The 22,970-nt window shown below is 38.1% G+C and carries 19 protein-coding genes, 4 tRNA genes and 1 pseudogene; 6 read left to right on the top strand and 18 right to left on the bottom strand.

What is annotated here, in order from left to right; translation table 11 throughout:
- Window positions 1-36: 36 nt before the first annotated feature.
- From MMO42_RS08495 to MMO42_RS08415, 16 genes and pseudogenes are all read right to left on the bottom strand, one after another.
- Window positions 37-498, bottom strand: coding sequence for a hypothetical protein (locus tag MMO42_RS08495; RefSeq protein ID WP_241320088.1), 462 nt, complete (start codon window positions 496-498; stop codon window positions 37-39).
- A gap of 118 nt (window positions 499-616) precedes the next feature.
- Complete coding sequence (locus MMO42_RS08490; protein WP_241320277.1) at window positions 617-1,429, bottom strand: hypothetical protein; 813 nt, start codon at window positions 1,427-1,429, stop codon at window positions 617-619.
- Window positions 1,430-1,445: 16 nt separating this feature from the next.
- Window positions 1,446-2,240 carry a hypothetical protein gene (locus MMO42_RS08485; protein WP_241320085.1) on the bottom strand — a complete coding sequence of 265 codons (795 nt, stop codon included), beginning with the start codon at window positions 2,238-2,240 and terminating at the stop codon, window positions 1,446-1,448.
- A gap of 26 nt (window positions 2,241-2,266) precedes the next feature.
- Window positions 2,267-3,076, bottom strand: a complete 810-nt coding sequence (locus tag MMO42_RS08480; protein ID WP_241320084.1) for a hypothetical protein — start codon at window positions 3,074-3,076, stop codon at window positions 2,267-2,269.
- A gap of 49 nt (window positions 3,077-3,125) precedes the next feature.
- Window positions 3,126-4,270, bottom strand: a pseudogene (locus MMO42_RS18250) (Imm72 family immunity protein).
- A complete protein-coding gene (locus tag MMO42_RS08465) occupies window positions 4,271-5,353 on the bottom strand; it encodes an Imm72 family immunity protein (RefSeq protein WP_241320080.1) in 1,083 nt (360 codons plus the stop codon).
- A gap of 30 nt (window positions 5,354-5,383) precedes the next feature.
- Window positions 5,384-6,976, bottom strand: coding sequence for a hypothetical protein (locus tag MMO42_RS08460; RefSeq protein WP_241320078.1), 1,593 nt, complete (start codon window positions 6,974-6,976; stop codon window positions 5,384-5,386).
- Complete coding sequence (locus MMO42_RS08455; RefSeq protein ID WP_241320076.1) at window positions 6,973-9,813, bottom strand: type VI secretion system Vgr family protein; 2,841 nt, start codon at window positions 9,811-9,813, stop codon at window positions 6,973-6,975. The genes MMO42_RS08460 and MMO42_RS08455 overlap by 4 nt, the downstream gene beginning before the upstream one ends.
- Window positions 9,814-10,058: 245 nt before the next feature.
- Complete coding sequence (locus MMO42_RS08450; RefSeq protein WP_005295534.1) at window positions 10,059-11,510, bottom strand: amino acid permease; 1,452 nt, start codon at window positions 11,508-11,510, stop codon at window positions 10,059-10,061.
- A 462-nt stretch (window positions 11,511-11,972) separates the two neighbouring features.
- On the bottom strand, window positions 11,973-13,019 hold the full coding sequence (gene astA / locus MMO42_RS08445) for an arginine N-succinyltransferase (protein WP_241320074.1): 1,047 nt from the start codon (window positions 13,017-13,019) through the stop codon (window positions 11,973-11,975).
- A gap of 604 nt (window positions 13,020-13,623) precedes the next feature.
- Window positions 13,624-13,697, bottom strand: a tRNA-Trp gene (locus MMO42_RS08440).
- A 67-nt stretch (window positions 13,698-13,764) separates the two neighbouring features.
- Window positions 13,765-13,849, bottom strand: a tRNA-Leu gene (locus tag MMO42_RS08435).
- A 147-nt stretch (window positions 13,850-13,996) separates the two neighbouring features.
- Window positions 13,997-14,070 (bottom strand) — tRNA-Trp (locus MMO42_RS08430).
- Between the two features lie 68 nt (window positions 14,071-14,138).
- A tRNA-Leu gene (locus tag MMO42_RS08425) sits at window positions 14,139-14,223 on the bottom strand.
- A 90-nt stretch (window positions 14,224-14,313) separates the two neighbouring features.
- Complete coding sequence (locus MMO42_RS08420; RefSeq protein WP_241320072.1) at window positions 14,314-15,153, bottom strand: protein kinase; 840 nt, start codon at window positions 15,151-15,153, stop codon at window positions 14,314-14,316.
- Window positions 15,128-16,636 carry a DUF3336 domain-containing protein gene (locus MMO42_RS08415; protein ID WP_241320069.1) on the bottom strand — a complete coding sequence of 503 codons (1,509 nt, stop codon included), beginning with the start codon at window positions 16,634-16,636 and terminating at the stop codon, window positions 15,128-15,130. The genes MMO42_RS08420 and MMO42_RS08415 overlap by 26 nt, the downstream gene beginning before the upstream one ends.
- Before the next feature lie 174 nt (window positions 16,637-16,810).
- Between MMO42_RS08415 and MMO42_RS08410 the strand changes: the two genes are divergently transcribed.
- Window positions 16,811-17,701, top strand: coding sequence for an ATP-binding protein (locus MMO42_RS08410; RefSeq protein WP_241320067.1), 891 nt, complete (start codon window positions 16,811-16,813; stop codon window positions 17,699-17,701).
- A gap of 99 nt (window positions 17,702-17,800) precedes the next feature.
- The gene (locus MMO42_RS08405; RefSeq protein ID WP_241320065.1) at window positions 17,801-18,901 is read left to right on the top strand and encodes a DUF6670 family protein; all 1,101 of its coding nucleotides are present in this window, start codon (window positions 17,801-17,803) and stop codon (window positions 18,899-18,901) included.
- 66 nt (window positions 18,902-18,967) lie between these two features.
- Here the strand turns inward: MMO42_RS08405 and MMO42_RS08400 are convergent, their stop codons facing one another.
- On the bottom strand, window positions 18,968-19,528 hold the full coding sequence (locus MMO42_RS08400; protein ID WP_241320063.1) for a TetR/AcrR family transcriptional regulator: 561 nt from the start codon (window positions 19,526-19,528) through the stop codon (window positions 18,968-18,970).
- A 91-nt stretch (window positions 19,529-19,619) separates the two neighbouring features.
- Between MMO42_RS08400 and MMO42_RS08395 the strand changes: the two genes are divergently transcribed.
- From MMO42_RS08395 to MMO42_RS08380, 4 genes are all read left to right on the top strand, one after another.
- The gene (locus tag MMO42_RS08395; protein ID WP_241320061.1) at window positions 19,620-20,162 is read left to right on the top strand and encodes an HPP family protein; all 543 of its coding nucleotides are present in this window, start codon (window positions 19,620-19,622) and stop codon (window positions 20,160-20,162) included.
- A 146-nt stretch (window positions 20,163-20,308) separates the two neighbouring features.
- Window positions 20,309-20,887: a TetR/AcrR family transcriptional regulator gene (locus MMO42_RS08390; RefSeq protein ID WP_241320059.1), complete on the top strand. Its 579-nt coding sequence runs from the start codon at window positions 20,309-20,311 to the stop codon at window positions 20,885-20,887.
- Window positions 20,884-21,792, top strand: coding sequence for an EamA family transporter (locus MMO42_RS08385; RefSeq protein WP_241320058.1), 909 nt, complete (start codon window positions 20,884-20,886; stop codon window positions 21,790-21,792). Before MMO42_RS08390 ends, MMO42_RS08385 begins: the two co-directional genes overlap by 4 nt.
- A 22-nt stretch (window positions 21,793-21,814) precedes the next feature.
- Window positions 21,815-22,222: a hypothetical protein gene (locus MMO42_RS08380; RefSeq protein WP_241320057.1), complete on the top strand. Its 408-nt coding sequence runs from the start codon at window positions 21,815-21,817 to the stop codon at window positions 22,220-22,222.
- Between the two features lie 71 nt (window positions 22,223-22,293).
- On the opposite strand, the gene MMO42_RS08375 is transcribed toward MMO42_RS08380, so the two are convergent.
- Window positions 22,294-22,797, bottom strand: coding sequence for a hypothetical protein (locus MMO42_RS08375; protein ID WP_241320056.1), 504 nt, complete (start codon window positions 22,795-22,797; stop codon window positions 22,294-22,296).
- Window positions 22,798-22,970: the final 173 nt, after the last annotated feature.

Genomic DNA, 22,970 nt, shown 5'->3' with positions numbered 1-22,970 from the left:
TTTTTGATTTAATAGATTTTGCTTTAGGAATCACTCCTAATATGACTCAAATTCAGAGGGCTCAATTTTATATTTCTTAAATAGCATTTCACGAACCTTTGGATTGATATCTTCATCATATTTAATAATTAAAAATATATCTTTCTTGGTTAAAGGAATAGATTTTAAGACTCTAGGCAAATCAACAGCTCTAATTGCAGACACTTCATTAGGTTGCTTTAAGATATCAGCATCTTGATCAACAAAATTGAAATCCACACCTTGTAGATTAAAATAAACCATCACCCTTCTGTTTAAAGAATCGCTATCATCATATAAAACTGTACCCGCTGGCAAAATAGTATATTCAGAATAATTATCAAAACTTGAAGCTATTTGCAAAGGCCGATCTAATACATGTATCTTAGGCGTTTCCCTAAATTTAAATAAATATAAATTTAGGGCCAATTGTATTAAAAATATTATTCCAAGTATAACTATAGCTATATTCTTACTCAAAAAATGCCCTCTATATTAATTTATTTTCAACCAACTTCATTACAAAATTATATCTGCCATAAGGCCCAATACTTTGTCTAGAGCAAACCTCTTCTAAAAAATGCTTTAGCCTGAAAAACTATTTATTAGCATTTTTCTTTTCCTCTTCCAATTCTTCTACTGAACAATAGCTTGGAACAACCTTCATAGTTTTTACATCAAAATAATCACCACAAATTTCTCTACCATTTTCATCAGCTCTACGTCCTAATGCCTTTTTTTGCTCTTCGGTCATTGAATCCAAATAATTATAAAAATACATATGATCAATTACTTCGGGATCATTAAAACTCGTACTTAACTCGATTCCAAATGACTCACCTTTTTGATTTTCATTACAATCCACCGTAAGATTATAACTAACCCGTGTTTTTGAATGGAATTTACTTCTAATTTCATCATGCATTGGATAAGCACCAACAAGTACGCCATCTACATCGATAGCATCTTTAAATATACTTCTGACTTGTTCTGTATCAGGTTTCTTCAGCTCTTCTTCTATTTCTGCATCTGTTTCTTTCTTTATATCGTGCTCTGGTCTTTCTAAACGAAATCGAAAACTATCAATTTGCTTATCATTTTTTCTCTCAACCAATCGTACTCCTATATCATCATAGATATATAAATTGGTTAAATTAGCTCCATCCGTACTATCCACTTTTCTATAGTTTTTCCCTAGAGCTTTGATCCAAGGTTCAACGGTAGAATTCATATAGAGATCTGTACCGTTATAATTAATTGCACAGCCATGAACCTTAAACCGATGCTGCTGGTTTAGTTTCTTGATAAATACTTCTGTATCAGCGCTTGGCTGCCCTGCTGACTGGCCATTACTGCAACTGGTACATAAAAAGCTAATAAACAGAATTCCAAAAATGTTAAATTTATTCATATTCAATATATTAGATTTATTTTTTTGTAGGATAGTCTTCACAGCCTCCTCCTAAAATAGGATGATCGCGATCAGGGCCTTCACAGAACTCTTTACGCTGTCTCGCTTTTTCCTCATCACTGATAGAATCAAAATAATTATAAAAATACATATGATCAATCACTTCGGGATCATTAAAACTCGTACTTAACTCAATTCCAAATGGCCTACCCTTTTGATCATTTTCACAGCTAATAGTTAAGTTATAACTAACGCGTGTTTTTGAATGAAATTTATTTCTAACCTCATCATGCATTGGATAAGCGCCAACAAGTATCCCATCTATATCGATAGCATCTTTAAATATACTTCTCACTTGTTCTGTATCAGGTTTCTTCAGCTCTTCTTCTATTTCTGCATCTGTTTCTTTCTTTATATCGTGCTCTGGTCTTTCTAAACGAAATCGAAAACTATCAATTTGCTTATCATTTTTTCTCTCAACCAATCGCACTCCTATATCATCATAGATATATAAATTGGTTAAATTAATTCCATCCGTACTATCCACTTTTCTATAGTTTTTCCCTAGAGCTTTGATCCAAGGTTCAACGGTAGAATTCATATAGAGATCTGTACCGTTATAATTAATTGCACAGCCATGAACCTTAAACCGATGCTGCTGGTTTAGTTTCTTGATAAATACTTCTGTATCAGCGCTTGGCTGCCCTGCTGACTGACCATTACTACAACTGATACATAAAATAATGGGTAAAAAACTTAATAGAATCTTTTTAGAGTAACTTATCATTTTTATACTGATGCTGAAATTCATTGAAAAATTCCTTCTTCATTAAATAACTAAATTCTGCCACCATCCTCAACTACTTTTTCCACCAGTATCCATGTAGTTTCAACTCTTATTGGATTCTCAATTGTATCTGGTGTCGTAAAAAGATCTGGATTAGTTTCAAAGCTTAAAACCTTAGGAGCTAATTTCCAGTCTTCAGGATGCTTGGCAGACATTTTTTCTTCTTTTATCATAAAATTACAAGCAGAGTATGGCTCAATTGAACGATAAATCCCTGTCACCATGATCGGCTCGCCAGTTTTAACCATAATATTCGTATTGAACTGATATTTAGGCAAATGCTCTGGAAAATCTATACCTACAACATACTCATCTTCTAATAGATCTTTATAATCCCATTGAGCTGTATAATCACTAGCAATATAAATATTTGTTGCTCGCATTAGTACTATCTTCTCTTTAGCTTCATATTTCTCGACAGCTCCTTTTTCTACTTTTTCCATCCAGTCATAGGGATAATCTCTACCCTGTGCAATTGCCGCATTATTAATACTACTCATTCTTCTTAATATTGGTAAAAAACCATGTTGTAAATCTTCAAGACCATCTATCAAATGATGGAGGACTCCCTTAAAATTTGGTAGTACGATGGTTGCCCACACATAGTCGGCTTGATGAGATGGATGTTGGGCACGATGGTCTGGTGCTAAATAAGCACTATATTTGTCTAATAATCCTTCAGCATATTGAATCAGCTCCTCCCATAACTTTACCGTTTCATAGTAATAGTTATATGAAACTAATTGCTCAATTGCATAGATCTCTTGCGGAAATAGCTCTAGTTTATTTAAATCAACCATTTACATTATATAAATCTCAAAGTTTTAAATGCCCCGAAGGGCACTTTTGTTATTCTTCACCATCAAATTGCCAATACACTTCACCCCAGTCAGATTTAATCTCAGGTAAGATTTCACCTTGCTTAAAGTATTGACGTGAATTTTCTTGAGCCACCGTAAACCAGTACCCAGTGTTTGGGCATACTTGACCTGCACGTATACTCAAATTTCCAATAGACTCAGCATTGGTCTGGATACCTTTGATACCAATATTCTCAATATCAAAAATATAAGCTTTCTCTTCCTCTGGTATTGTTCCATCTAAATAACGTTTATCTTCCCAAATTAAACGCCATTTGACATCTACCCAATCATCAGTGCCTTCTAGTTGATAATCTGTTGCTCTCGAGCCATCTAAGAAATAGTTAGGACAACCCACTTCTCCTGTAATTGGCAACCAAGGTTCATAAATACCCGTAACTTTTACTTCTTCACCTGTAGCTATTTGCCCAATTGGATTTAGGTTAAAAGGTGGACACATTGGAATCGATTCAGGGTAAATTCTTAACGGTGGCCATTCTTTAGAGAAAAAAATAGTCTCATAAGACCATTTTTGAGATTTTCGTATTATATTCTTATCAATATATGCAAATGGCTCACTTACCTTACCTGCTAAATAACTCTGCATACAAATATTACGATAGGCTAAAGCAATTAATAGTAAGCGTATAGAACCTGTATGTTCTACTTTTCGCCCAAGTGGATCAGTCTTATAATTTACTGGTTCAAAAATATCAGTTGATCTGGAAATACCTAGACCCAATAAGATATAGAATGGATCTTCATATATTATATTTTCATCAGCATATCGATCAAATAACCAATCTGTAAAATCGACATTACAAAAACTATTATATGCTTCTCTTTTATGTTTAGTCGTTCTAAGTAGTGTCAAACCATTCTCTAACTCAACTATTTTATTCAGATAATGAACATACTCACTCTCATGTTTTTTTGTAAATACTCAGCATATGGGTGTTGCAACACTTCTTTCGGTGGATTTCTTAACTGCCTTTCAAACGCATCTAAAAATTGCTGATATAAGTTACGTGCTTGATCTAAAAAAGTATAACTTGTGTACTTCTTAATTAAATAAAATGCCCGAGCTCGCGCTTCTTCTATCTCTACTGATAAATTAGTTTTATTATTCAGCACTTACACACCATCAAACAGCCAATACACTTCACCCCAGTCGGATTTGATCTCAGGTAAAATTTCACCTTGCCTAAAGTATTGACGTGAATTTTCTTGCGCCACCGTAAACCAATAACCAGTTTTTGGGCATACTAGGCCTGCACGTATACTCAACTTTTCAATAGACTCTGCATTGTTCTGGATACCTTTGATACCAATATACTCACTATCAAAGATATAAGCCTTCTCTTCTTCTGGAATTGTTCCATCTAAATAACGTTTATCTTCCCAGATTAAACGCCATTTGACATCAACCCACTCATCAGTGCCTTCTAATTGATACTCTGTTGCTATAGTACCTTCCAAGAAATAGTTAGGACATCCTACTTTTCCTGTAATTGGCAACCAAGGTTCATATATACCTGTAATTATTATTTCCTCTCCATTGGCTATTTCACCTATTGAATTTTCATTGAATGGTGGACATTCCATGATAGATTGTGGGTAAAGACGAGGTAAAGGCCATTGTAGACCATTTAAAAGTGGCTTATAGAAAATCGTTTCATATGTCCATTTTTCAAATAATCTGTCTTCTTCTGGAATAAAATATTTTGAATCATCTCCTGATATAGATATAATTAAGGTGGATATCATTTCTGAAGCGATCAATACATTCCTGATATAACCAAAGTGATCATTTTTTAAAAATAAATTACCTGAATATTCATGTCCTAATCCCATTAGTTGATAAAATGGATCATTATCTAACCCAATTTCATCAGCATAACGACCAAATAATCTTCCCTTAAAGTCAGCAATACATAATTCATATGCTTCTGACTTATGTTTACTATTTTTTAGTAATGATAAACCTTGTTCTTGTCTTGCCATTCTCTCCAAAAAATAAATATATTGACCTTCATGCTGCTTTTGAAAATATTCAATGTCTTTACTTTGTAAAAACTCTAAAGAAGGGTTTCTTAACTGCCTCTCAAATGCATCTAAAAATTGCTGATTCAGTTTCCTAGCGTAATCCAAAAACATATAGCTCGTGTACTTCTTAATTAAATAAAATGCTTTATTTCGTGCTTCTTGTTCTTGCATTGATGACATCGTATTAGGATTTAACATAGACTAATGTTTCTCAGTTTGTGATTGTTTCTGCTGTTGATATTCAATACCCGAACGTGCTGTTGAAGTAGTTGAGCGTAACACCTGTCCCAGTTTTTCACTTTGCTGTACAATTTTTGCAGATCGTTCACGCTTTTCTAGATATTCAACCATTGTTTCCACATCATCAGGAATTTTAGCATCTGTCCAACCTGTCGCTTTTTCTTTAATCATTTTATCAATATATTCTTTTACAGGTATATGATGAGGATCTCTAAAATTAATAAAAATTTGAATATCACCACCTGGCAATAATAAATTAGTGGCCTGATGTCCTCTTTCTAAACTATTTTCATTATCAAGCTGTTCTGCAATCTTTCCACGCCAGACACGTAAACCATCCCAATCGTCAGGTACAGTTATGCCTAGCTTTCTCATTTCAGCAACAGTAGGTACATGGTCTAATACCACATATGCACCATTAGTACTCCATGCACCTTTTACAGCACAATCCAACCGCCATGCCTTACCATTTTCAGACATTTTTTCTGCCCAATAACCCCCAGATTTCCCAGGATTTACTTGCTCCACCACCCGAAACAATGGAACTTTTGAACCTGCTTTCAATAGCTTAGGTTGAATAGGAGCTTTACTACTAAAAGAGTGAATATCAGGAAAGATTATTTTCTTTGTTATTTCATCTTCTTTTTTAAAGCTTCTCAAGTCAGGCCAACCCTTTTTATGATCATAATGACTCAAAGGTGCAGGTGTATGACCCTTACTTGCAATCACTTTAGAAGCAGTTGAACTTAAACGGGCTTCGGTTGTCATAGCTTTAGTTTGAGTACCGCCAATCTTTGCCCCTGCTTCGTTCATTTGACGGATCACTTCAGAACGCACTTTATTTAAGGCTTGATCTAACTCTTTGACAGCAGAAGGAATCATCTTGTCCGCAAGACGTCCCAGCTCATCCAATTTTGGTCCCATTGAATTTACATATATTCTGACGCTTTCAGGTAACGCTTTACCCATTTTTTGGTTAATAAAAGTAAAGCCTCCTTTCATACGTGAAAGGCCATTCTTAAATTCAGCTAAAATTTTAGCTTGATACTGTGCAAAATTAAGTTTTTGGATAAACGCGACTGAATTTCCATAGCCCATTTTTCTTAAAAAAGCGAGTATCGCAGCGGCAACCTCAGCAACTTTAGTTGCATCTTTCATCACGGTAATTAAGAGACGACCAACGCCTTTTAAAATACCGCCAAAAATCGGAATAATAGGCAATAAACATAAAATGATTTTGACCCAATTAATTACTTCTGAAGCCTGTTTCTTGTCATCAGCCATCTTCAATAATACTGCAACTAAATCTCGTGCCGCTGTTACTTCACCAGCAACAGGAAACATACTTATTGCAGCATCAGTAAAGATCTGGCCTACCGTTGCTTTATCGTTAAACTCACCTTGTAAAGCCCCACCAATCCACTTCCCACCATCCACCACACCATCTTTAACTTGTTTTGCACCATCGGCTATTTGATTTCCCGCTTTCTTTGCTCTATTCCAGATATCATTACCAATTTCAATAACGGCAATTTTCTTTTCTGCACTATTCATTTATTCTTTTCCTTTAGTGCTTGCTGATATGATGCTTCAAAATCATCAATCACCCATGCCGATTTATATTCTGGGTTTTCATCTGCTATCGCAACAACTTGATACGGTCTTTGATCTTCACCAAAAATAATTCGTCCTTCACCTTCGGGAGCATCCGTAATATCTGCGATGCCTTTATTATTAACAATCCCTGAATATTGCTGTCCATTGTTATACTTAATTGTAAAGTTAGCACCTTGGACAGGCTCTTGATCATGATATTGTAGAAATAGTTGTTTCCTGATTTCATTTGGCATTAGAGGGATATCCATAGGAACTTTCGCCCCGCCCATAAACAAATGCTGCCCTGCCTTCACCTCAAACTTACCACCTGTGGTTGGGAAAATACCTGAGCCATTCAGCTTAATCTGAGAACCACCTGCGGTAATCACAATCTCTTTCGGACTAGTAATCTCAATACGATCTTCGGTCGAGATAATCTGAATCCCTTGCTTGGCAAGTAAATCCATGCCATCCCCCTGAGCATGCATTTCAAACTTACCTTTGGCAGCCACTTGCTTAATACCATTCTGTGCGGCAAACACACTGATTCGGTTTTGAGCATGTGTAATCAGGTTCTTCTGCGTACTCAAATTGATACTGTCGCCAGCAAACTGATTGATCTGTCCATCCGCGGATAGGTGAATATCTTCATTGGTGCTCAGGCCAATACCAGCGGGTGAATTCAGTAAAAGTACAGCTTTATTAAATTTGGCTATATCAGATTCGATAGACTCAAAAAATGCCTTTAACTGTACTAAAGATTCAACTTCATCTGTTTGCTGATTCTTGGCAACTTCACTTAAAGCTTTGGCATTGCTTTGGTTACTCTCAAGCTGTTGCTTGGCAACTTGTGCATCGAGGTGTTCGCCTTGGGCCTGATCTTGTTTGTGCGTGGAAAGTAGTAATCCTTCGCCTGCACGAACTGCACCCCATTGATCAGTACGAAGCTCAAAACCTTCTCCACGGTCTTCACTTTCGGCTGTGGCTTTCGGATGGCTGAGTTTACCCAGATTCAGTTGGCTCGCTGCATGGCTACTTTGCAACTGGGCACTGATCTGTCCTGTAGTGTCATCAAAGCGCAGTTGGTTATAGCCTTCACCTTGGTATTCTTTGGACTTGATCCCTGCCAGCTTCTTGGTGTCTGGGAGCTTGCCTGCATTGTCGAACTTGCTTGGGCTGCGTTGTGCTTCGTGAATGCGGCCCACCACAAACGGTCGGTCAATGTTGCCATCAAAGAAGTCAATCACTACGATTTCATCGATACGCGGTAAGAAGCGTGCACCATAGCCTTCACCTGCCCAAGGCGTCAGGACATCGACCCAAGCGGAGTCAGTGTCATTGTCATTACTACCTGCACCACCATCATGGCTATGATCGTCATTGCGGGTAAACAGGAAACGGACTTTGATGCGGCCCCATTCATCCACATGGATTTCTTCACCACTGGGTCCAACCACTTTGGCGCGTTGTGGGGATGCTGCAGGTCGATGTTGTAATGGGTGATATTCAGGTACGGTTTTGATATTACGACGTTGCAGTGTCAAATGGTTGGCTTGACGTTCTTCTGCATTGCCGTATTGGGTGGGCTGCCAATTGCTTTGTGCCAAGAGTTGATTAATCTGCTGGTTTAGATCTTTGGGCAAGTTGTTTTGGTTATAGAAGTTTTTACCTGTGATCAGGAATTCTTTGTCTGCCCCGTCATGTTGATCAATTTCAGGGTGTTCTGCCAGTTCAAACCAGTAACCGACATGGGTATCGCGTACTGTGGTATGGGCAATGAACTGTTTTGATTGTAGGTCGTAGTATTGTCCTAAGTTTTGATTGAGCTTTTCAATCTGGGCATTGCCAGATTGAGTTGCACCGTCCTCACCATTCAGGTCTTGCATCCAGGCGGGTGAAAAGTGCCATGCCTGTTCTAAGCCTAGACTGGCATTGTCATGTTGCTCGCTGTGTTTGTGCGTGCTTTGTACGCTACCTGCACCTACTTCTTGTTCCAGTGCATCGGCTTGCCAACGTTGTACATGGACTGAACTCGGCTGTAGTGTGCGTTGTCCGATTAAGCTGGTCATGCTGTCGTATTGTTCGGTGGCACTGCTGCGGTGGTAGCGAATCTGTCGACGGTCTAAGGCTTGGTATTGGCTATTGTCGTCAAGCAAACGTAGTTTTTGGGATTGGATGGCTGCACTGCTGAGTGGAACTGTGTGCGCTGCTTCGTCGATGAGCCAATTAATGCCTTCGCTACGCATCAAGCGGGTGAGAAAGTCATAATCGCTTTCATTGGATTGCATGATAAAGGGGCGGATATCGTAGTCTTGGCTGAGTCCGCTTAAATCAAGCGTTAAGCTGGATGCAAATAACGGACTTTTGCTCTGCCATTCCTTGAAGATGATTTCCACGACATCACGCACGCTCTTGTTCATAAACACGCGGCTGTTACGGCGTTGTTTCCACAGTGCAGTTGGATCTTCTAAAGTCAGCTTATATAAAGTTAGGCTACCGTCCGATTGTCCTTGTAGGGCTTGAGTAATGATGCCTGTGACACGAGTTAATTGACCTTGATCGGTCACCGTATCAATTGCAACTTGACTACCAATGAATTGTTTTAATGGAATGGCAGCATTGGTCGACAAGCAAATTAATTCTGCTTTAACACCTGCATTGAGTTGATGCTGACCATCAATGCGTTGCAGGAAAACCTGAGTATTTAAATTTTGATTCGAAAATTGAATATGAATGGCACGTTTTTGTGCTGTAAGGCCGAGACTCTCTAACGCTTGATAGATGTTGTTCAACATTTTTATAAATTTTTTTGCTTAAATTTAGGGCATTTTACCGATAGCAATACGCTTCTGTCTATACAGTATGGTCTGTTTATGACATTTTTCGTCACCCAAATTTCTTGGCTTTAAATAATACTTTTATATTCATAGATATAAAACAGTACTCAAATCATCCAATTCTAAAAATAATCTAAAAAAGCAAAGCCGAAGCTTTGCTTTATTTAAAAATACGTTGGGATGTAGCAGTTGATCAATTCAACTTAAACATAATCCACCCTACTGGTTTTTAACAGATCAAGTTGCAGCATTTTTTTCTTTTTATAGCGATACGCAATCAATAAACCAATGAACCAAACTGGTGAAAGTCCTAATGCAATCAAGGTATCATGATCTAAAGCCAAAATAACGATGGTAAAAATTAAGAATAACATGGTCGACCAAGCCATAAATAATCCACCTGGCATTTTAAACTTAGACTGTTGATGCAACTCTGGAAATTTTTTACGATAGCCAATATAGGAAAGAATAATCAGCATAAAAGTAAAAACACATAAAATAGATGTCAGTGCTGAAATAATGGTAAAAGCCGTCATTACATTCGGCACAATAAATAGAATAGAGGTTCCAATGGTGACGCAGGTCATAGAGAAAATCAGACCTCGAATTGGCACTTTCTTTTTCGATAATTTACTAAAGCTTTTGGGTGCATCATTATCCAATGCCAAACCGTATAGCATGCGACTAGTCGCGAAGATGCCGCTATTTGCAGAAGATAATGCAGACGTTGCAACAACAAAATTAACCAATCCAGCAGCAATCGGTAAACCAATTAAAGTAAACATCTCAACAAAGGGGCTTTTTTCTGGCGAAATTTTTGCCCAAGAGGTTACTGCAATGATGCAAATCAATGCGCCCACATAAAATAGTAGAATCCGCAATGGAATTGAATTAATGGCTTTAGGCAGTGATTTATGTGGATCTTTGGTTTCAGCTGCGGTTGTTCCCACTAACTCTATCCCAACAAAAGCAAAAATAGCGATCTGGAAACCCGCCAAAAATCCTGTAATACCATATGGGAACATGGACTGCGTTTCAAATACATGGCTCATAGATGCTTTGACGCCACTAGGAGAAGTAAAGCCTGTACTAATTAAATAAATCCCAGCCAGAATAAATAAAATAATGGCAGAAATTTTAATCAAAGAAAACCAGAATTCGAGCTCTCCAAACATTCGAACCGCAACAAAATTCAGGATGGTCAAAATAGCAAGAGAGGTAAATGCTGGGATCCAGACTGGAATATCGGGATACCAAAATTGCATATATCCCCCAATGACAATCACATCTGCAATTGCGGTAATAATCCAGTTACACCAATATGACCAGCCGAGGAAAAAGCCAGCCCAAGGGCCAATATAGGCTGTTGCAAAATCAGCAAAGGTTTTAAAGTTAGTATTCGCCAGCAGTAATTCACCCATTGCCCGCATGACGAAGAAAAAGAAAAAACCAATAATTAAATAAGTTAAAACAATTGAGGTACCTGAAATACTTAAGGTTTTACCAGAACCCATAAAGAGTCCTGTACCAATTGCACCACCAATCGCAATCATTTGGATATGACGATTGGTCAAAGAGCGTTGTAATTTTTCTTCATCTTGCGGACTTTCTTGCAAATCTTCATCCAGAGTTTGCGTTCCTTTATTCTGACTCATGTAATCCTTACTCCAGCTTACAACAACCGTTATCAATGCTTAATAAAAATAAATATTTTCAAACTGCCTTTAATATAGAAATCCATTTGTTACATAGAATTATTATCAAATTAATTTGTTATCCAAACTATCTCGTTCATCAATATACTCAATCCACTTTTTATCTAAGCACTCCTAAGACTCATTATTTTCCCTTAACTATTCATTAACATTATTTTAGGCGTAGGAATCATATCCTATTCTTTTCTCTGTTGAGTATAATACTCGGCATATACGTACAATTAATCACCAGTGAGTGATCTAATAGCACCCTCAAATAAGTTTATATTTTAAGCAATCATTATTTTATATTGTAACGATATCCGTATTTTTAACGCCAAGCGGGTTCATACTGCGATTAAAATGCCATATGAACCCCATAAGCTTGATTTACCGAATATTGCTTAAATAGCTATAAAGCATTTATTTATTCTTTTTATTGCCTTTAATGTTGATATTCAGTATTCGGGCTGATTCACCATCCTTCAGGTGTAATCGATGAGCTTGCGCTTGAGTCAACTTCACTACATGCTGATCGGGCTGGCTATAAACCAAGATGGCTCGATAATTTGCATAGTCATCATTGGCAACAATATAAGGCTCATCATCTAAAGTGATCTGTTCAGCCGACTCAACTTTTACACTGACAACATGACTGTCCTTGATTGCTCGCAGATTTTCAATATCAGCCTGTAAGGTAGCTCCACCATCAAAGATATCGACATAGTTCTTATAGCGCAGCCCCTCTTCAATTAAAAGATTGTAGGCAGGCACCGTATTCGGATGTACAGCACCAATTACGGCTTTGGCATCGTCTGGCAACATATCGACATAAAGTGGATGTCGGGGCATCAGTTCCGCAATAAAGGCTTTCTTGCCGGTACCACTTAAATAATCCGCTTTACTAAACTCCATATCAAAAAATTTATGTCCAACTGCATCCCAAAATGGTGAATGTCCATTCTCGTCGGAGAAACCTCGCATTTCTGCCACAATGGTTTCTTCAAAATATTGGCGAAATGCGGATAGAAACAACAGTCGAACTTTGGAGAGAAACTTTCCATTCTTATTTAAACGATAATCTGGATCTAAAAATAAAGTACAAAGTTCACTGCAATTGGTATGGTTATTACTCAGATATAAGGTTGGCAAAGACTTATAAACATTCAAAGGCTCTGAGGAATGCACTTGCGTACCCACATGAAAGTTATACCAAGGTTCTTTTAATCCCAGTGCGACCTCAATTCCACAAACGCCAACAACTTTATTGATTTCAGTGTCTTCCAATACAAATAAGTAGCCCTGCTCCGCTTTATCCAATTGACCTTCAACGGTTTTCACAGCACGATCAATACGCGCAGCCAATATTTCCATATCTGGCTGTAAAGAGGTTAAGCCAAAACCCGCTTTTTGCGCCAGTTGGTACAAATCATGGATATCTTTCTGTTCAATATAACGGATGATCATCATATGGCTTCTCCCTTATTTTGAATCACAATCAATGCAGCATTGACTCCGTGTATTGCTTTGCTGGGTAAGACTGTCTAACTCACTTTTTCTATGTTGAACCATACACATTACAAACATTTGTTATTCCTTAATTATTCATTTTCCCTAGCGACAATCCATTCATGGCTGAGCTGGCTTTATTTATCTAAGTCTTTTGTGACTTCTTTCATCAAGCTGAAATCAAATTTGAATAAGCTAAAATGATCAACAACAATGTTGATTACTCTATTATTCAAAAACTAATTGGCACAAAAAATTTAAAATTATGCAAAAAATGCACTGTTTTTTAGCATTTTATTGATTGACAGTGACAATATGAGAACTATTGAGCGAATTGTTTTTGGAATTTACTCAAAAGCATATTCAGATCATTGTTCTTTGAAAAGATAAATAAATATAACTTGAAAACAGACTACGATAGGCTTCAGTAGACACTTCTCTTCTGTAGAGAAATCTATCTGAACCCTAAGAAATACCCACCTATGAAAGATATAAAAAAAACCCACACTCAAAATAGATTAGACAATAAAAAAGCCCTTGTTTTCACAAGGGCTTTTTATTGATTTGGCAGAGGATCAAGGACTCGAACCTTGACGAACGGTTTTGGAGACCGTCATGCTACCATTACACCAATCCTCTAAACTGCATGATTAAATCATATCTGACTCAATCATAAGAAAATAAGAAATACTTACTTTCTTAAATATGGTGGGGGCGAAGAGACTCGAACTCTTACACCTTGCGGCGCTGGAACCTAAATCCAGTGCGTCTACCAATTTCGCCACGCCCCCGATGGATGTGTATATTAGTGATAAACCTTTCTACTGACAAGTCCTTTTTATAAAAAAACCATGCATCTGAAAGCTAATGCTTTTTTAATATACAGATAGAAACAACAGACGTAAAAAAAGGAACTTTATATAAAGTTCCTTTGAATTTGGCAGAGGATCAAGGACTCGAACCTTGACGAACGGTTTTGGAGACCGTCATGCTACCATTACACCAATCCTCTATAACCACATGATTAAACTCTATTTTGTTTAATCATAAAAAAAGCAAGATACTCTTGCTTTTTAAATATGGTGGGGGCGAAGAGACTCGAACTCTTACACCTTGCGGCGCTGGAACCTAAATCCAGTGCGTCTACCAATTTCGCCACGCCCCCGATGGGTATGCATATTAGTGAGAAACATTCATTCTGACAAGTGTTTCTACTAAAAAAACCAATCAAATGAACATATAATATTCAAATCAACTATTTATTTTTATTTTCAAGCAAATCTTTGACATTTAGAGCTGCTTTTGCAGCCGAAACTGAGCTAAAACGCTGTTCAACATGCTTTTCCAACAAGCCTTTAAGCAAAGGAAAAAAGCATTGCAGTGTCGATGGAAGCTGAATTTGCAATTGCTGGCAATGTAAAACAGCCCAATCATGATAACTGCCTGCCTTTAAGGTTAATTGAGTCAACCATTCATACAAAATAATACCCAAAGCATATAAATCACTTTGAATCGTTTTTCCTGTCCCCTGAAAAAGCTCTGGTGCCATGTAATGTGGTGTTGCATCTAAAGTCTGAATGGGAAACCCAATCCTAAAACATTGCTCAAAATCAATCAGCCGACATGAGCCTTCATAAAAACGGAAATGTTCTGTCTTCAAATCACCATGAATCCACCCCAATTGGTGTAAAGCATCAAGTGTGTCTAAAGCAGCAAGAATTTTCTGCTGAATGCTTTCAATCTCATTATCATCTGTCAAAGCCGTAAAAAAAGCATCTGAATTGGAGGTTAACAGCCCTACACCGCCCTCCGTTGCATCCAACTGATTCACAACATCACTGAATTGAATAATTTGATACGGCAACAGAAAGGGTTGTTGCATATGTTCATGTAACTGGTAAAAGTTGAGTTCACGCTGAAAAGCCTTTGCTAAAATATGCTGACTGTTTGCCTGATGGAATTTCAGCCAATAAGCTTGCTGATTGGCTTGGAAGGTATATATACGTCGCCCAGATGCATAACTCTGCGTTTTGGTGGAGAGACTTAAATTTTCAAATGGAATTTTGGGATCAAAGATCCACGTAGTAAAACTCATTCTGCTGCTTTTCTTCCTGCTTTCGCAATGATGTTAAACAATGCTCAATGGTTTTACCAATCCGTGCATGGATTTCAATCGAGGCGATTTTAGGCCATGTTGCCCGCTCGCCTTCTTGTTGCAGAATTTTGAACAGTTTTGGTCGTGGATTTTTTAGCATGTAGCTATAGTGCCGGAGACCATATTTGGCAATGATATTTACATCACCATAGTAGCGTTGCCCCAAAATACCATAACCATGATCAAGCATACGGCGAATCGGGAAAAAACTGCCCATATAATTGCGGGTTAAATCCATCACATCCATGGCAATAGTTTTACCTTGATGACGAATAATACGTTCAGGCCAACTCAGTACATCACGTCGGAAGCGATTGCTATCACTCTGCATAAACGGCACGATATGCGGATTGACCTGACTGGCAATGGTGTAATTAATATTATATAAACGCGCCATTTTCTCCTGCGGAAAGTCACTACGCATACTGCCATCCACCCATTTGGTATTGGCGAGATATGGCGTATGCTGACCATCATAGCGCTTACTGGTCAAATGCACAGGCGGAAATAACACAGGTACAGCACACGATGCTAATACTGCACTCCACACCAGAACATTCGGTGCAGTTAGTGCATTCATAATCCTTGGATTTTGTGCAGTGTTATAAGGTGCGACAACAATATTAATATGTCGTTTGGATTGCTTATAGGCTTCTGCAAATGTGACGTCGCCAAGATTCTGCATCAGGAACTTTTTCAAATACATCACATCAGCAACACCGCCACGTCCCCGAATCAGTTCTGTAACCTTCCTAAATTTAAATGCATCACTAAAAAAGTATTCCCCTTTCAGCAATTCAGGTACTTTCTCAGGCGGTGAGACACCAAGCATCCCTGTCATAATCGCCCCTGCACTAGAACCTGATAACACTTGTGGCATTAAATCCTGTTCGATCAGTGCTTTGCAGACTCCTGTATGAAATAGACCTAAAGTCGCTCCACCTGAAAACATGAGTGCGGGTTGCCCATAAGCTTTTTGGCATTCTTCAAAAAATTGGATTTTTTCTTTAAGCTGAAACGTAATACATTCACTTGAGGCTAAATAGCGTAGACAGTCACTCATTTCCTCAACATAGTTTTCGATAATTTTTTTAGTTCCAATATAGGTCTGTGTAAATAACATCGGATGCCCAATATTGGCAAAGTCATAAGACAGGCCTTCTCTTAACACATAGATCAGATCTAGTGTTCGATGCTGCATTCGATATTTTTTTAATAAGTTATAACGTTTAGATAAAATTTCTGCATCATAATAAGACGATTCATTGTCATATTTCCATGCTTCATGACCAGATTCTTCGTCCAGTTTTAGTGCGATTTCTTTCCATTCATCATAAGAGTTCGCATGTCGTAAGTGTTCTTGTAACACATCAACCCTATGTGTCTGATATGTATTCTTTTTCTCTTGAACTCTAGTGAACATTCGCAATCCCGATTTTCAGCATATTTTTTATATTCTTGCACCTATACAATGCAAAAAGCAGCCACAACAATCAAGGGGTAAATCGATATATTTCGATATTTCTGATGATATTTTCTTTATTTCCGTAATAGCAGTGATAGTATCCCTATTCATCATTGAGTTTGGTTTGTATTTATGGCTATCCTTGATTTACCCGAATCTATTATCCAATCGTTATCCAGTGTTTTAACACAGCTCCAGCAAGTTCTCCCTGCACCGAAACAACCGACTGATTTTTCAGCAGTCGCCTTTCGTTGGGAAAACCAACAATTGGTCGCGATACAACAACCCAAGAAGATGTATCTGGAAGATTTAAAAGGCATCGAACGCCAAAAAGACAAAATTATCAAAAATACCTTACAATTTCTGAATGGCTTACCAGCCAATGACGTCTTACTGACAGGCTCTCGCGGTACTGGAAAATCGTCGATTGTTCGTGCCCTACTCACTGAATATTCAGCTCAAGGCTTACGCTTGATTGAAATTGAGCGCGACGATCTCTCTGATTTACCTAAAATTCAAAAACTGATTGAAAATCGTCCTGAAAAATTCATTGTTTATTGTGATGATCTAGCCTTTAATGCTGAAGATGAAAATTATCGCAGTCTGAAAAGTGTGCTGGATGGTTCACTGCAATCTGGCTCAAGTAATTTCATTATTTATGCCACCAGTAACCGTCGCCATTTACTGCCTGAGTTTATGCACGAAAATACACCTGTGCGAAAGGTGGATGTCCCGCAATATACGGAACTGCATCCACAGGAAGCGATCGAGGAAAAAATTTCACTTTCCGACCGTTTTGGGATGTGGCTATCCTTCTATCCAATGGATCAACAGTTGTATTTACAAATCGTAGAGCATTACATTGTAAAAGCGGACTTGGAATATAACGATCTGGTTCGTGGTGAAAGTTTAAAGTGGTGCCAAGCACGTGGTCAACGTTCTGGACGGGCTGCCTACCAGTTTTCAAAACACTGGATCGGCTCACAGACCTTAGAAAAATTGTCGAACAAAGCTCCCGTATAAATGTCCTGAAAAGCTGTAGCTTTGTCCTTATTTCCGCTTAGCACAGGCAATTGTTTCTCATAATCTACTTTTCAACATGGATCGAGTTTAGGAAACAAAATGAAGAAACAATTGCCACCGACTTCCCTGACCAGCAAAATCTTGGGTAAAAGCCTGTTATTGGCACAAGGTACGCTCGATAAAGCAGTACAATATTCAACAACACCATTTTCAGATCCAGACATCATCCGCCCACGCACGGATGGGAATTTTTATACTTGGACGCATTATGGAATCTTCTTTCCGCTGCTTCCCGAGCCACATCGTTATTTAAATATTATGATTTTACTGGGTACCCCAGGAGCACTTGCATTTGATCATGATGATATTACCTTAGGCGACCCAAGAAAGACTGCAACTTTTTTCTCCAGTACTGCGGCAGTAGATGAGCATCTATTAAAAGCGTATCTCATTCCAGAACAGACCAATATTCAAGACAATGGAACAATCATTGAGCTAGGTGAAGAAGTCTCAATTCAAGGAACTCTACCAAATATTCACCTCAAAGGTGTTTATCATGGACTCAGCTTTGAATTTGATTTAGATGTCACTGATCAAATCTCATGGTTTATTAAAACACCGATTTATGATCATTTTAGTTTATTGGCAAACTTCAAAGGTCAGCTTGAATATCAAGGCCAAATTACTCCAGCTGAAGGTTTATGTACTTACGAATATGCCCGAGCAACTGGTGCACATGGTGTCGTTAAAAAACTACTCCCAGAGCCTTATAAATTACCGCTCGATTTCTTTACCTACCAAATTATCAACTTAACCGAGAGCACCCAATTATTGCTCACCAAAGCTGATATTTTGGGTCAAGCAGCAGCGTATACTTTACATGTTCGTCATACCGACAAACCGGCTGAGGTCTATACCAAGGTTGAGTTCAAGGTGATTGCGCATCAAGTTGAGGATTATGTTTCACCAAGCGGCAAGAAAATGCGCTTACCACAGTTGTTCTCTTGGTCGGTCAAAGATGATGCGGATCAGAAAATTTTAGATATCACTGCGGAAATCGACAGTCCATTTCGTTATGGACACGGTATTGGCTATGCCAGTGCCTATACCTTTACAGGCGAATATCTGAATCAGCCAACCCAAGGTCGTGGCTATATCGAATATGTAGATGTCGAAAATCAAAATGCCTTTAAAGATTAAATGAACAACGTGATTGGCCTTTGCTGAAATATCAAAGGCTAATCTATCTAAAAATACTTATGCCCTCTACTTCTTGAGAGGATTTAAATGATCAATGATTTGATTAATTGAATCCTTAATCTCGGCTGCCACTTTTACATCATAACCTTCGACCAGAAAGCGACTGATCAGCCCTTCTATCAGCGTATAAGTCACTTCAACCAATATCTCTGCATTGGGATAAGATTGTAGATATTCTGTGATCAAATTTCTAATCCAGACTTTATGCTCTTTTGACACCGCGATGATCTCTTGATCACCCAAATGTGACTCTGCCACTGCTCTGACAAATAAACATCCCTTAAAGTTATCCTCTTGAAACCACAGTAAATGCCAATCGATCAACCGATTCAGTGCAGTCCTTCCCGTTTCATCAGCGACATAATCCAGCAAGCTGTTTCTAAACTTTTCATCCCGCGCTTCCAAAACTGACTTCACCAATTGATTTTTATTTTTAAAATAGGTGTACATGGTGGTTTTTGAGCAACCTGATTCATCCCGAATAAGATCAACACCCACGCCAACAAAACTATTTTCATAAAATAATTTTTCTGCTGTATGCAAAATTTTATTGGCTGACTTTGACATAAAAATTTACTCATTTAGAATAGTACAGATCTGTACTATTTATAATTTTAGTTCTATTATCGCGATAAAGCAACCCTGTAGTGAGATCACCATGTTATCTTTATTCAACGGTAGAGAACATCTTGCCCCCTTACCTCAATCCATTGATATTATAAGAAGTTTAATTGGCGGTACATTAAGTATCTTGATCTTAATCCTGCTCAGTAAGCTCACCAACAATCTATTTATCATGGCTCCTTTCGGTGCAACCTGTGTCATCTTATATGCGGTATCACAATCGCCTCTAGCGCAACCTCGCAATGTAATTTTGGGGCATTTTGTCTCGGCATTTATCGGTTTATTGTTTCTTAAACTTTTTGGCATATCGGCACTCAGCATTGCACTCTCTGTCGGCTGCGCAATTGCGGCCATGCAACTTTTACGTTGTGTCCACCCACCTGCTGGCGCAAACCCATTGGTCATTTTATTAACGGCCAATACCATTCAATACCACTGGAGTTTCTTATTTTTCCCCGTGCTTTTAGGTTCAATTGCTTTGGTACTAGTTGCATGGTTGGTCAACAATCTAAAATCAGAAAAGAAATGGCCTGTGTATGGATTGGCTTTTATCCACAGTAAGAAAAATATTGAATAATTCTTCTATCGCTTAAAATGCAATTTCAGCGCTTTAAGCGATGCCATCTTTCTCATCAAAATTCAGTAAAGTTCCCAATTTTCCCTTGCAAATAATTTACTTTTCAATAAAAATAGGTAGGTCGGTATACATAATATAATTTTACTATGAGCACTAAATCAGCAAAACAAAAAATCCTGGATGCAGCATCAACCTTGTTTTATAACGATGGCATCAGCAATACAGGAATCAATACGATTACAGAGAAAGCCAACGTGGCAAAAATGTCTCTCTACAATAACTTCGCCACCAAATCAGATCTGATTACCTGTTATATCGAAGCACGCCATCAAGAATGGCTGGATTTATATCACAAGAGAAAAGCTCAAATCCAAACACCCATTGACGGTATTTTGGCTGTTTTCGATGCCTACCAAGATCATGCTGAATTCGCTTATGAAAAAGGTTTCCGTGGCTGTGGTCTACTCAATGCCGCAGCAGAATTTCCTGCACACAGTCCTGAGCGTTTAGCTGTCAAAAATCATAAAGATGAAATTGAAGCCATTCTAGCTGAGCATTTGAGTCAATTAACTGAGGATCCCAAGCGCGCAAAAGAACTGGCACTGCTGCTTTCTTTTATTTTGGAAGGATCTATTGCCCGTGCAGGTTTAGAAAGCTCCAGTGACAAAGTCTTTGCTGCAAAGCACATGGTTCAAAGCCTATTAGAACAAGAGGTTGTAAAGTGAGTACTACGTCCTTCAACCTGAGTTCACATTCTGGTTTTATCGCTGTTTTAGTCGCCTCTATTTTATGGGGAACCACGGGTACTGCCGCCTCTTATGCACCCAATCTTAGCCCTTTAGCCATTGGCGCCATTGCCATGGGTGGTGGCGGATTATTACAAGCCTTATTGGCCCATAAAAATATCCGCAGTCATTTACCTCAAATTCGCTCTTACTATCCTTTACTGTTGATTGGGATGGTCTCTGTTGCTATTTATCCACTGGCCTTTTACTCGTCGATGCGTATGGCAGGAATCACGATTGGCACTGTTGTTTCAATTGGTTCAGCCCCTTTATTTACCGCATTACTTGAAAAGTTCTTTGATAAAAAAGCACTCTCTGGAAAATGGTTTATCAGTTTCATTTTTGGCGTAGCCGGGGTCTTGCTGTTATCGATTGGTGAATCACATTCTGAAAGCGCTAGCCAGAACATTGCAACTGACCAGAAAAGCATAGGGATTATGCTTGGATTGATCGCTGCACTCACCTATTCTTTATATTCTTGGGCGGCCAAAAAGATGATTGATCGTGGGGTCGACTCAAAAGCATCCATGGGCTTAATTTTTGGCTTCGGTGCTTTAATTTTATTACCGACCCTATTTTTTACGGGCGCGAATCTGTTTGATGAACCTGTGAATTTGTATGTGGTTGGCTATATGATGCTGATCCCGATGTTTCTCGGTTATCTATTATTTGGTTATGCGTTAAAAACCATTTCAGCCAGTACCGCAACGACACTCACGTTATTTGAACCATTGGTTGCAGCATTGTTTGCCGTCTTGTTGGTTGGAGAACAATTGGCCCCGATTGGTTGGGTTGGTATGGCGTTGATTTTTGTTTGTCTGGCGGTGTTATCTAAAAATAATTAACCGATTTGTAAGAGTCTTGAATATGTGTGAATGCCAAAAGGTAAAATCTTTTTTTGCATGTCCTGATGATTTTACTGATCTTTTCAGTTTTGATTATCAAGCAAGTTATAGCTTTCCAGAATACTTCAAAGAAGAAATCCCTACAGATGAAGTCATACCTAATTTTGATTATTCTATTACGTCCTATCAATGTTCAGTATGTCAGCAATGGTGGTATTTTGAGTGCTCGCCCACAGAGAACCCATACCCAATATTCGGTATTAAGTTAGATACTAAAGATCATGTTCTATCTGACAATGAAATTAAAGCAGTCAAACAATTTCTGGCAGTTCTTAGCCACGACGGATTTTCAGCAGAGAAATGTATTCATTATGGGTGTACGAATTTAGCACTTAAAAAAATCAAAATGTGTGTAAACCATTTTATTTAATATTGGGGATTCTGCATAAATCTGCCTATCGATGCAGAAAAGTTTTCTCTGCATCGATAATCAAATTTAAATCAATACTCTTTTGCTAACTTCTCTAATGTCGCGAGCATTTTTTTCACTACACTTCTTTTATGCTGCAACATATTCTTAATATTGCTTGGATTAAAACCAGTCAATTTTGCGATACCACGACTAGTCATGTATTCACCAGTTTTCGCAAAGTGCTTTTCACTTAACTCGGTTTTCGCATTTGAGAATCGAACTGCCAGTTTATAATCGTTAAACTCAGACCATGCACCTGTCTTATATTCGTCTGCATCAAAGCTACTCTTCTGCTGAGTGGGTTTTTCTCGAAGAATATTACTCAAGCGATTAACGACTATTTTTTCTTCACTTTTTTCGATCACTTGATAGAGTTCAGTTTCTTCAAATGGGCGCCCTAAAGCGATATCTTTTCTATATTGTTCAACGACCTTTTCTTTTGACTCGACCTTTTTCTCACCTTGTTGAGTGAGGCAGAGAATCTTAAATAAAGACTCTAATCGGCCACATGTAAAAATATAAGAAATTTTCAACGTCTATACTCCACGATGAGTTTTAGCTCATCAAAATAAATAATTTATCTGATAATTTAACAAGATAGCGTTGACTACAAACCGTCACCACCACCCTGCATAAAAATAAATAATCTGATTTTTAAATAAAATAATAATGAGGATTTGTGGTAAGTTTACACACAGCATCCAAA

This window comes from Acinetobacter sp. ANC 3882 (assembly GCF_022549545.1).
Lineage (GTDB): Bacteria > Pseudomonadota > Gammaproteobacteria > Pseudomonadales > Moraxellaceae > Acinetobacter.
This window is presented reverse-complemented; position numbering and strand designations above follow the sequence as displayed.

Excerpts from the sequence above, each read along its gene's own strand:
- MMO42_RS08490 (WP_241320277.1), bottom strand. The coding sequence starts at position 1,429 with ATGAATAAATTTAACATTTTTGGAATTCTGTTTATTAGCTTTTTATGT.
- MMO42_RS08485 (WP_241320085.1), bottom strand. The coding sequence starts at position 2,240 with ATGAATTTCAGCATCAGTATAAAAATGATAAGTTACTCTAAAAAGATT.
- MMO42_RS08480 (WP_241320084.1), bottom strand. The coding sequence starts at position 3,076 with ATGGTTGATTTAAATAAACTAGAGCTATTTCCGCAAGAGATCTATGCA.
- MMO42_RS08465 (WP_241320080.1), bottom strand. The coding sequence starts at position 5,353 with ATGCAAGAACAAGAAGCACGAAATAAAGCATTTTATTTAATTAAGAAG.
- MMO42_RS08460 (WP_241320078.1), bottom strand. The coding sequence starts at position 6,976 with ATGAATAGTGCAGAAAAGAAAATTGCCGTTATTGAAATTGGTAATGAT.
- MMO42_RS08455 (WP_241320076.1), bottom strand. The coding sequence starts at position 9,813 with ATGTTGAACAACATCTATCAAGCGTTAGAGAGTCTCGGCCTTACAGCA.
- MMO42_RS08450 (WP_005295534.1), bottom strand. The coding sequence starts at position 11,510 with ATGAGTCAGAATAAAGGAACGCAAACTCTGGATGAAGATTTGCAAGAA.
- astA (WP_241320074.1), bottom strand. The coding sequence starts at position 13,019 with ATGATGATCATCCGTTATATTGAACAGAAAGATATCCATGATTTGTAC.
- MMO42_RS08420 (WP_241320072.1), bottom strand. The coding sequence starts at position 15,153 with ATGAGTTTTACTACGTGGATCTTTGATCCCAAAATTCCATTTGAAAAT.
- MMO42_RS08415 (WP_241320069.1), bottom strand. The coding sequence starts at position 16,636 with ATGTTCACTAGAGTTCAAGAGAAAAAGAATACATATCAGACACATAGG.
- MMO42_RS08410 (WP_241320067.1), top strand. The coding sequence starts at position 16,811 with ATGGCTATCCTTGATTTACCCGAATCTATTATCCAATCGTTATCCAGT.
- MMO42_RS08405 (WP_241320065.1), top strand. The coding sequence starts at position 17,801 with ATGAAGAAACAATTGCCACCGACTTCCCTGACCAGCAAAATCTTGGGT.
- MMO42_RS08400 (WP_241320063.1), bottom strand. The coding sequence starts at position 19,528 with ATGTCAAAGTCAGCCAATAAAATTTTGCATACAGCAGAAAAATTATTT.
- MMO42_RS08395 (WP_241320061.1), top strand. The coding sequence starts at position 19,620 with ATGTTATCTTTATTCAACGGTAGAGAACATCTTGCCCCCTTACCTCAA.
- MMO42_RS08390 (WP_241320059.1), top strand. The coding sequence starts at position 20,309 with ATGAGCACTAAATCAGCAAAACAAAAAATCCTGGATGCAGCATCAACC.
- MMO42_RS08380 (WP_241320057.1), top strand. The coding sequence starts at position 21,815 with ATGTGTGAATGCCAAAAGGTAAAATCTTTTTTTGCATGTCCTGATGAT.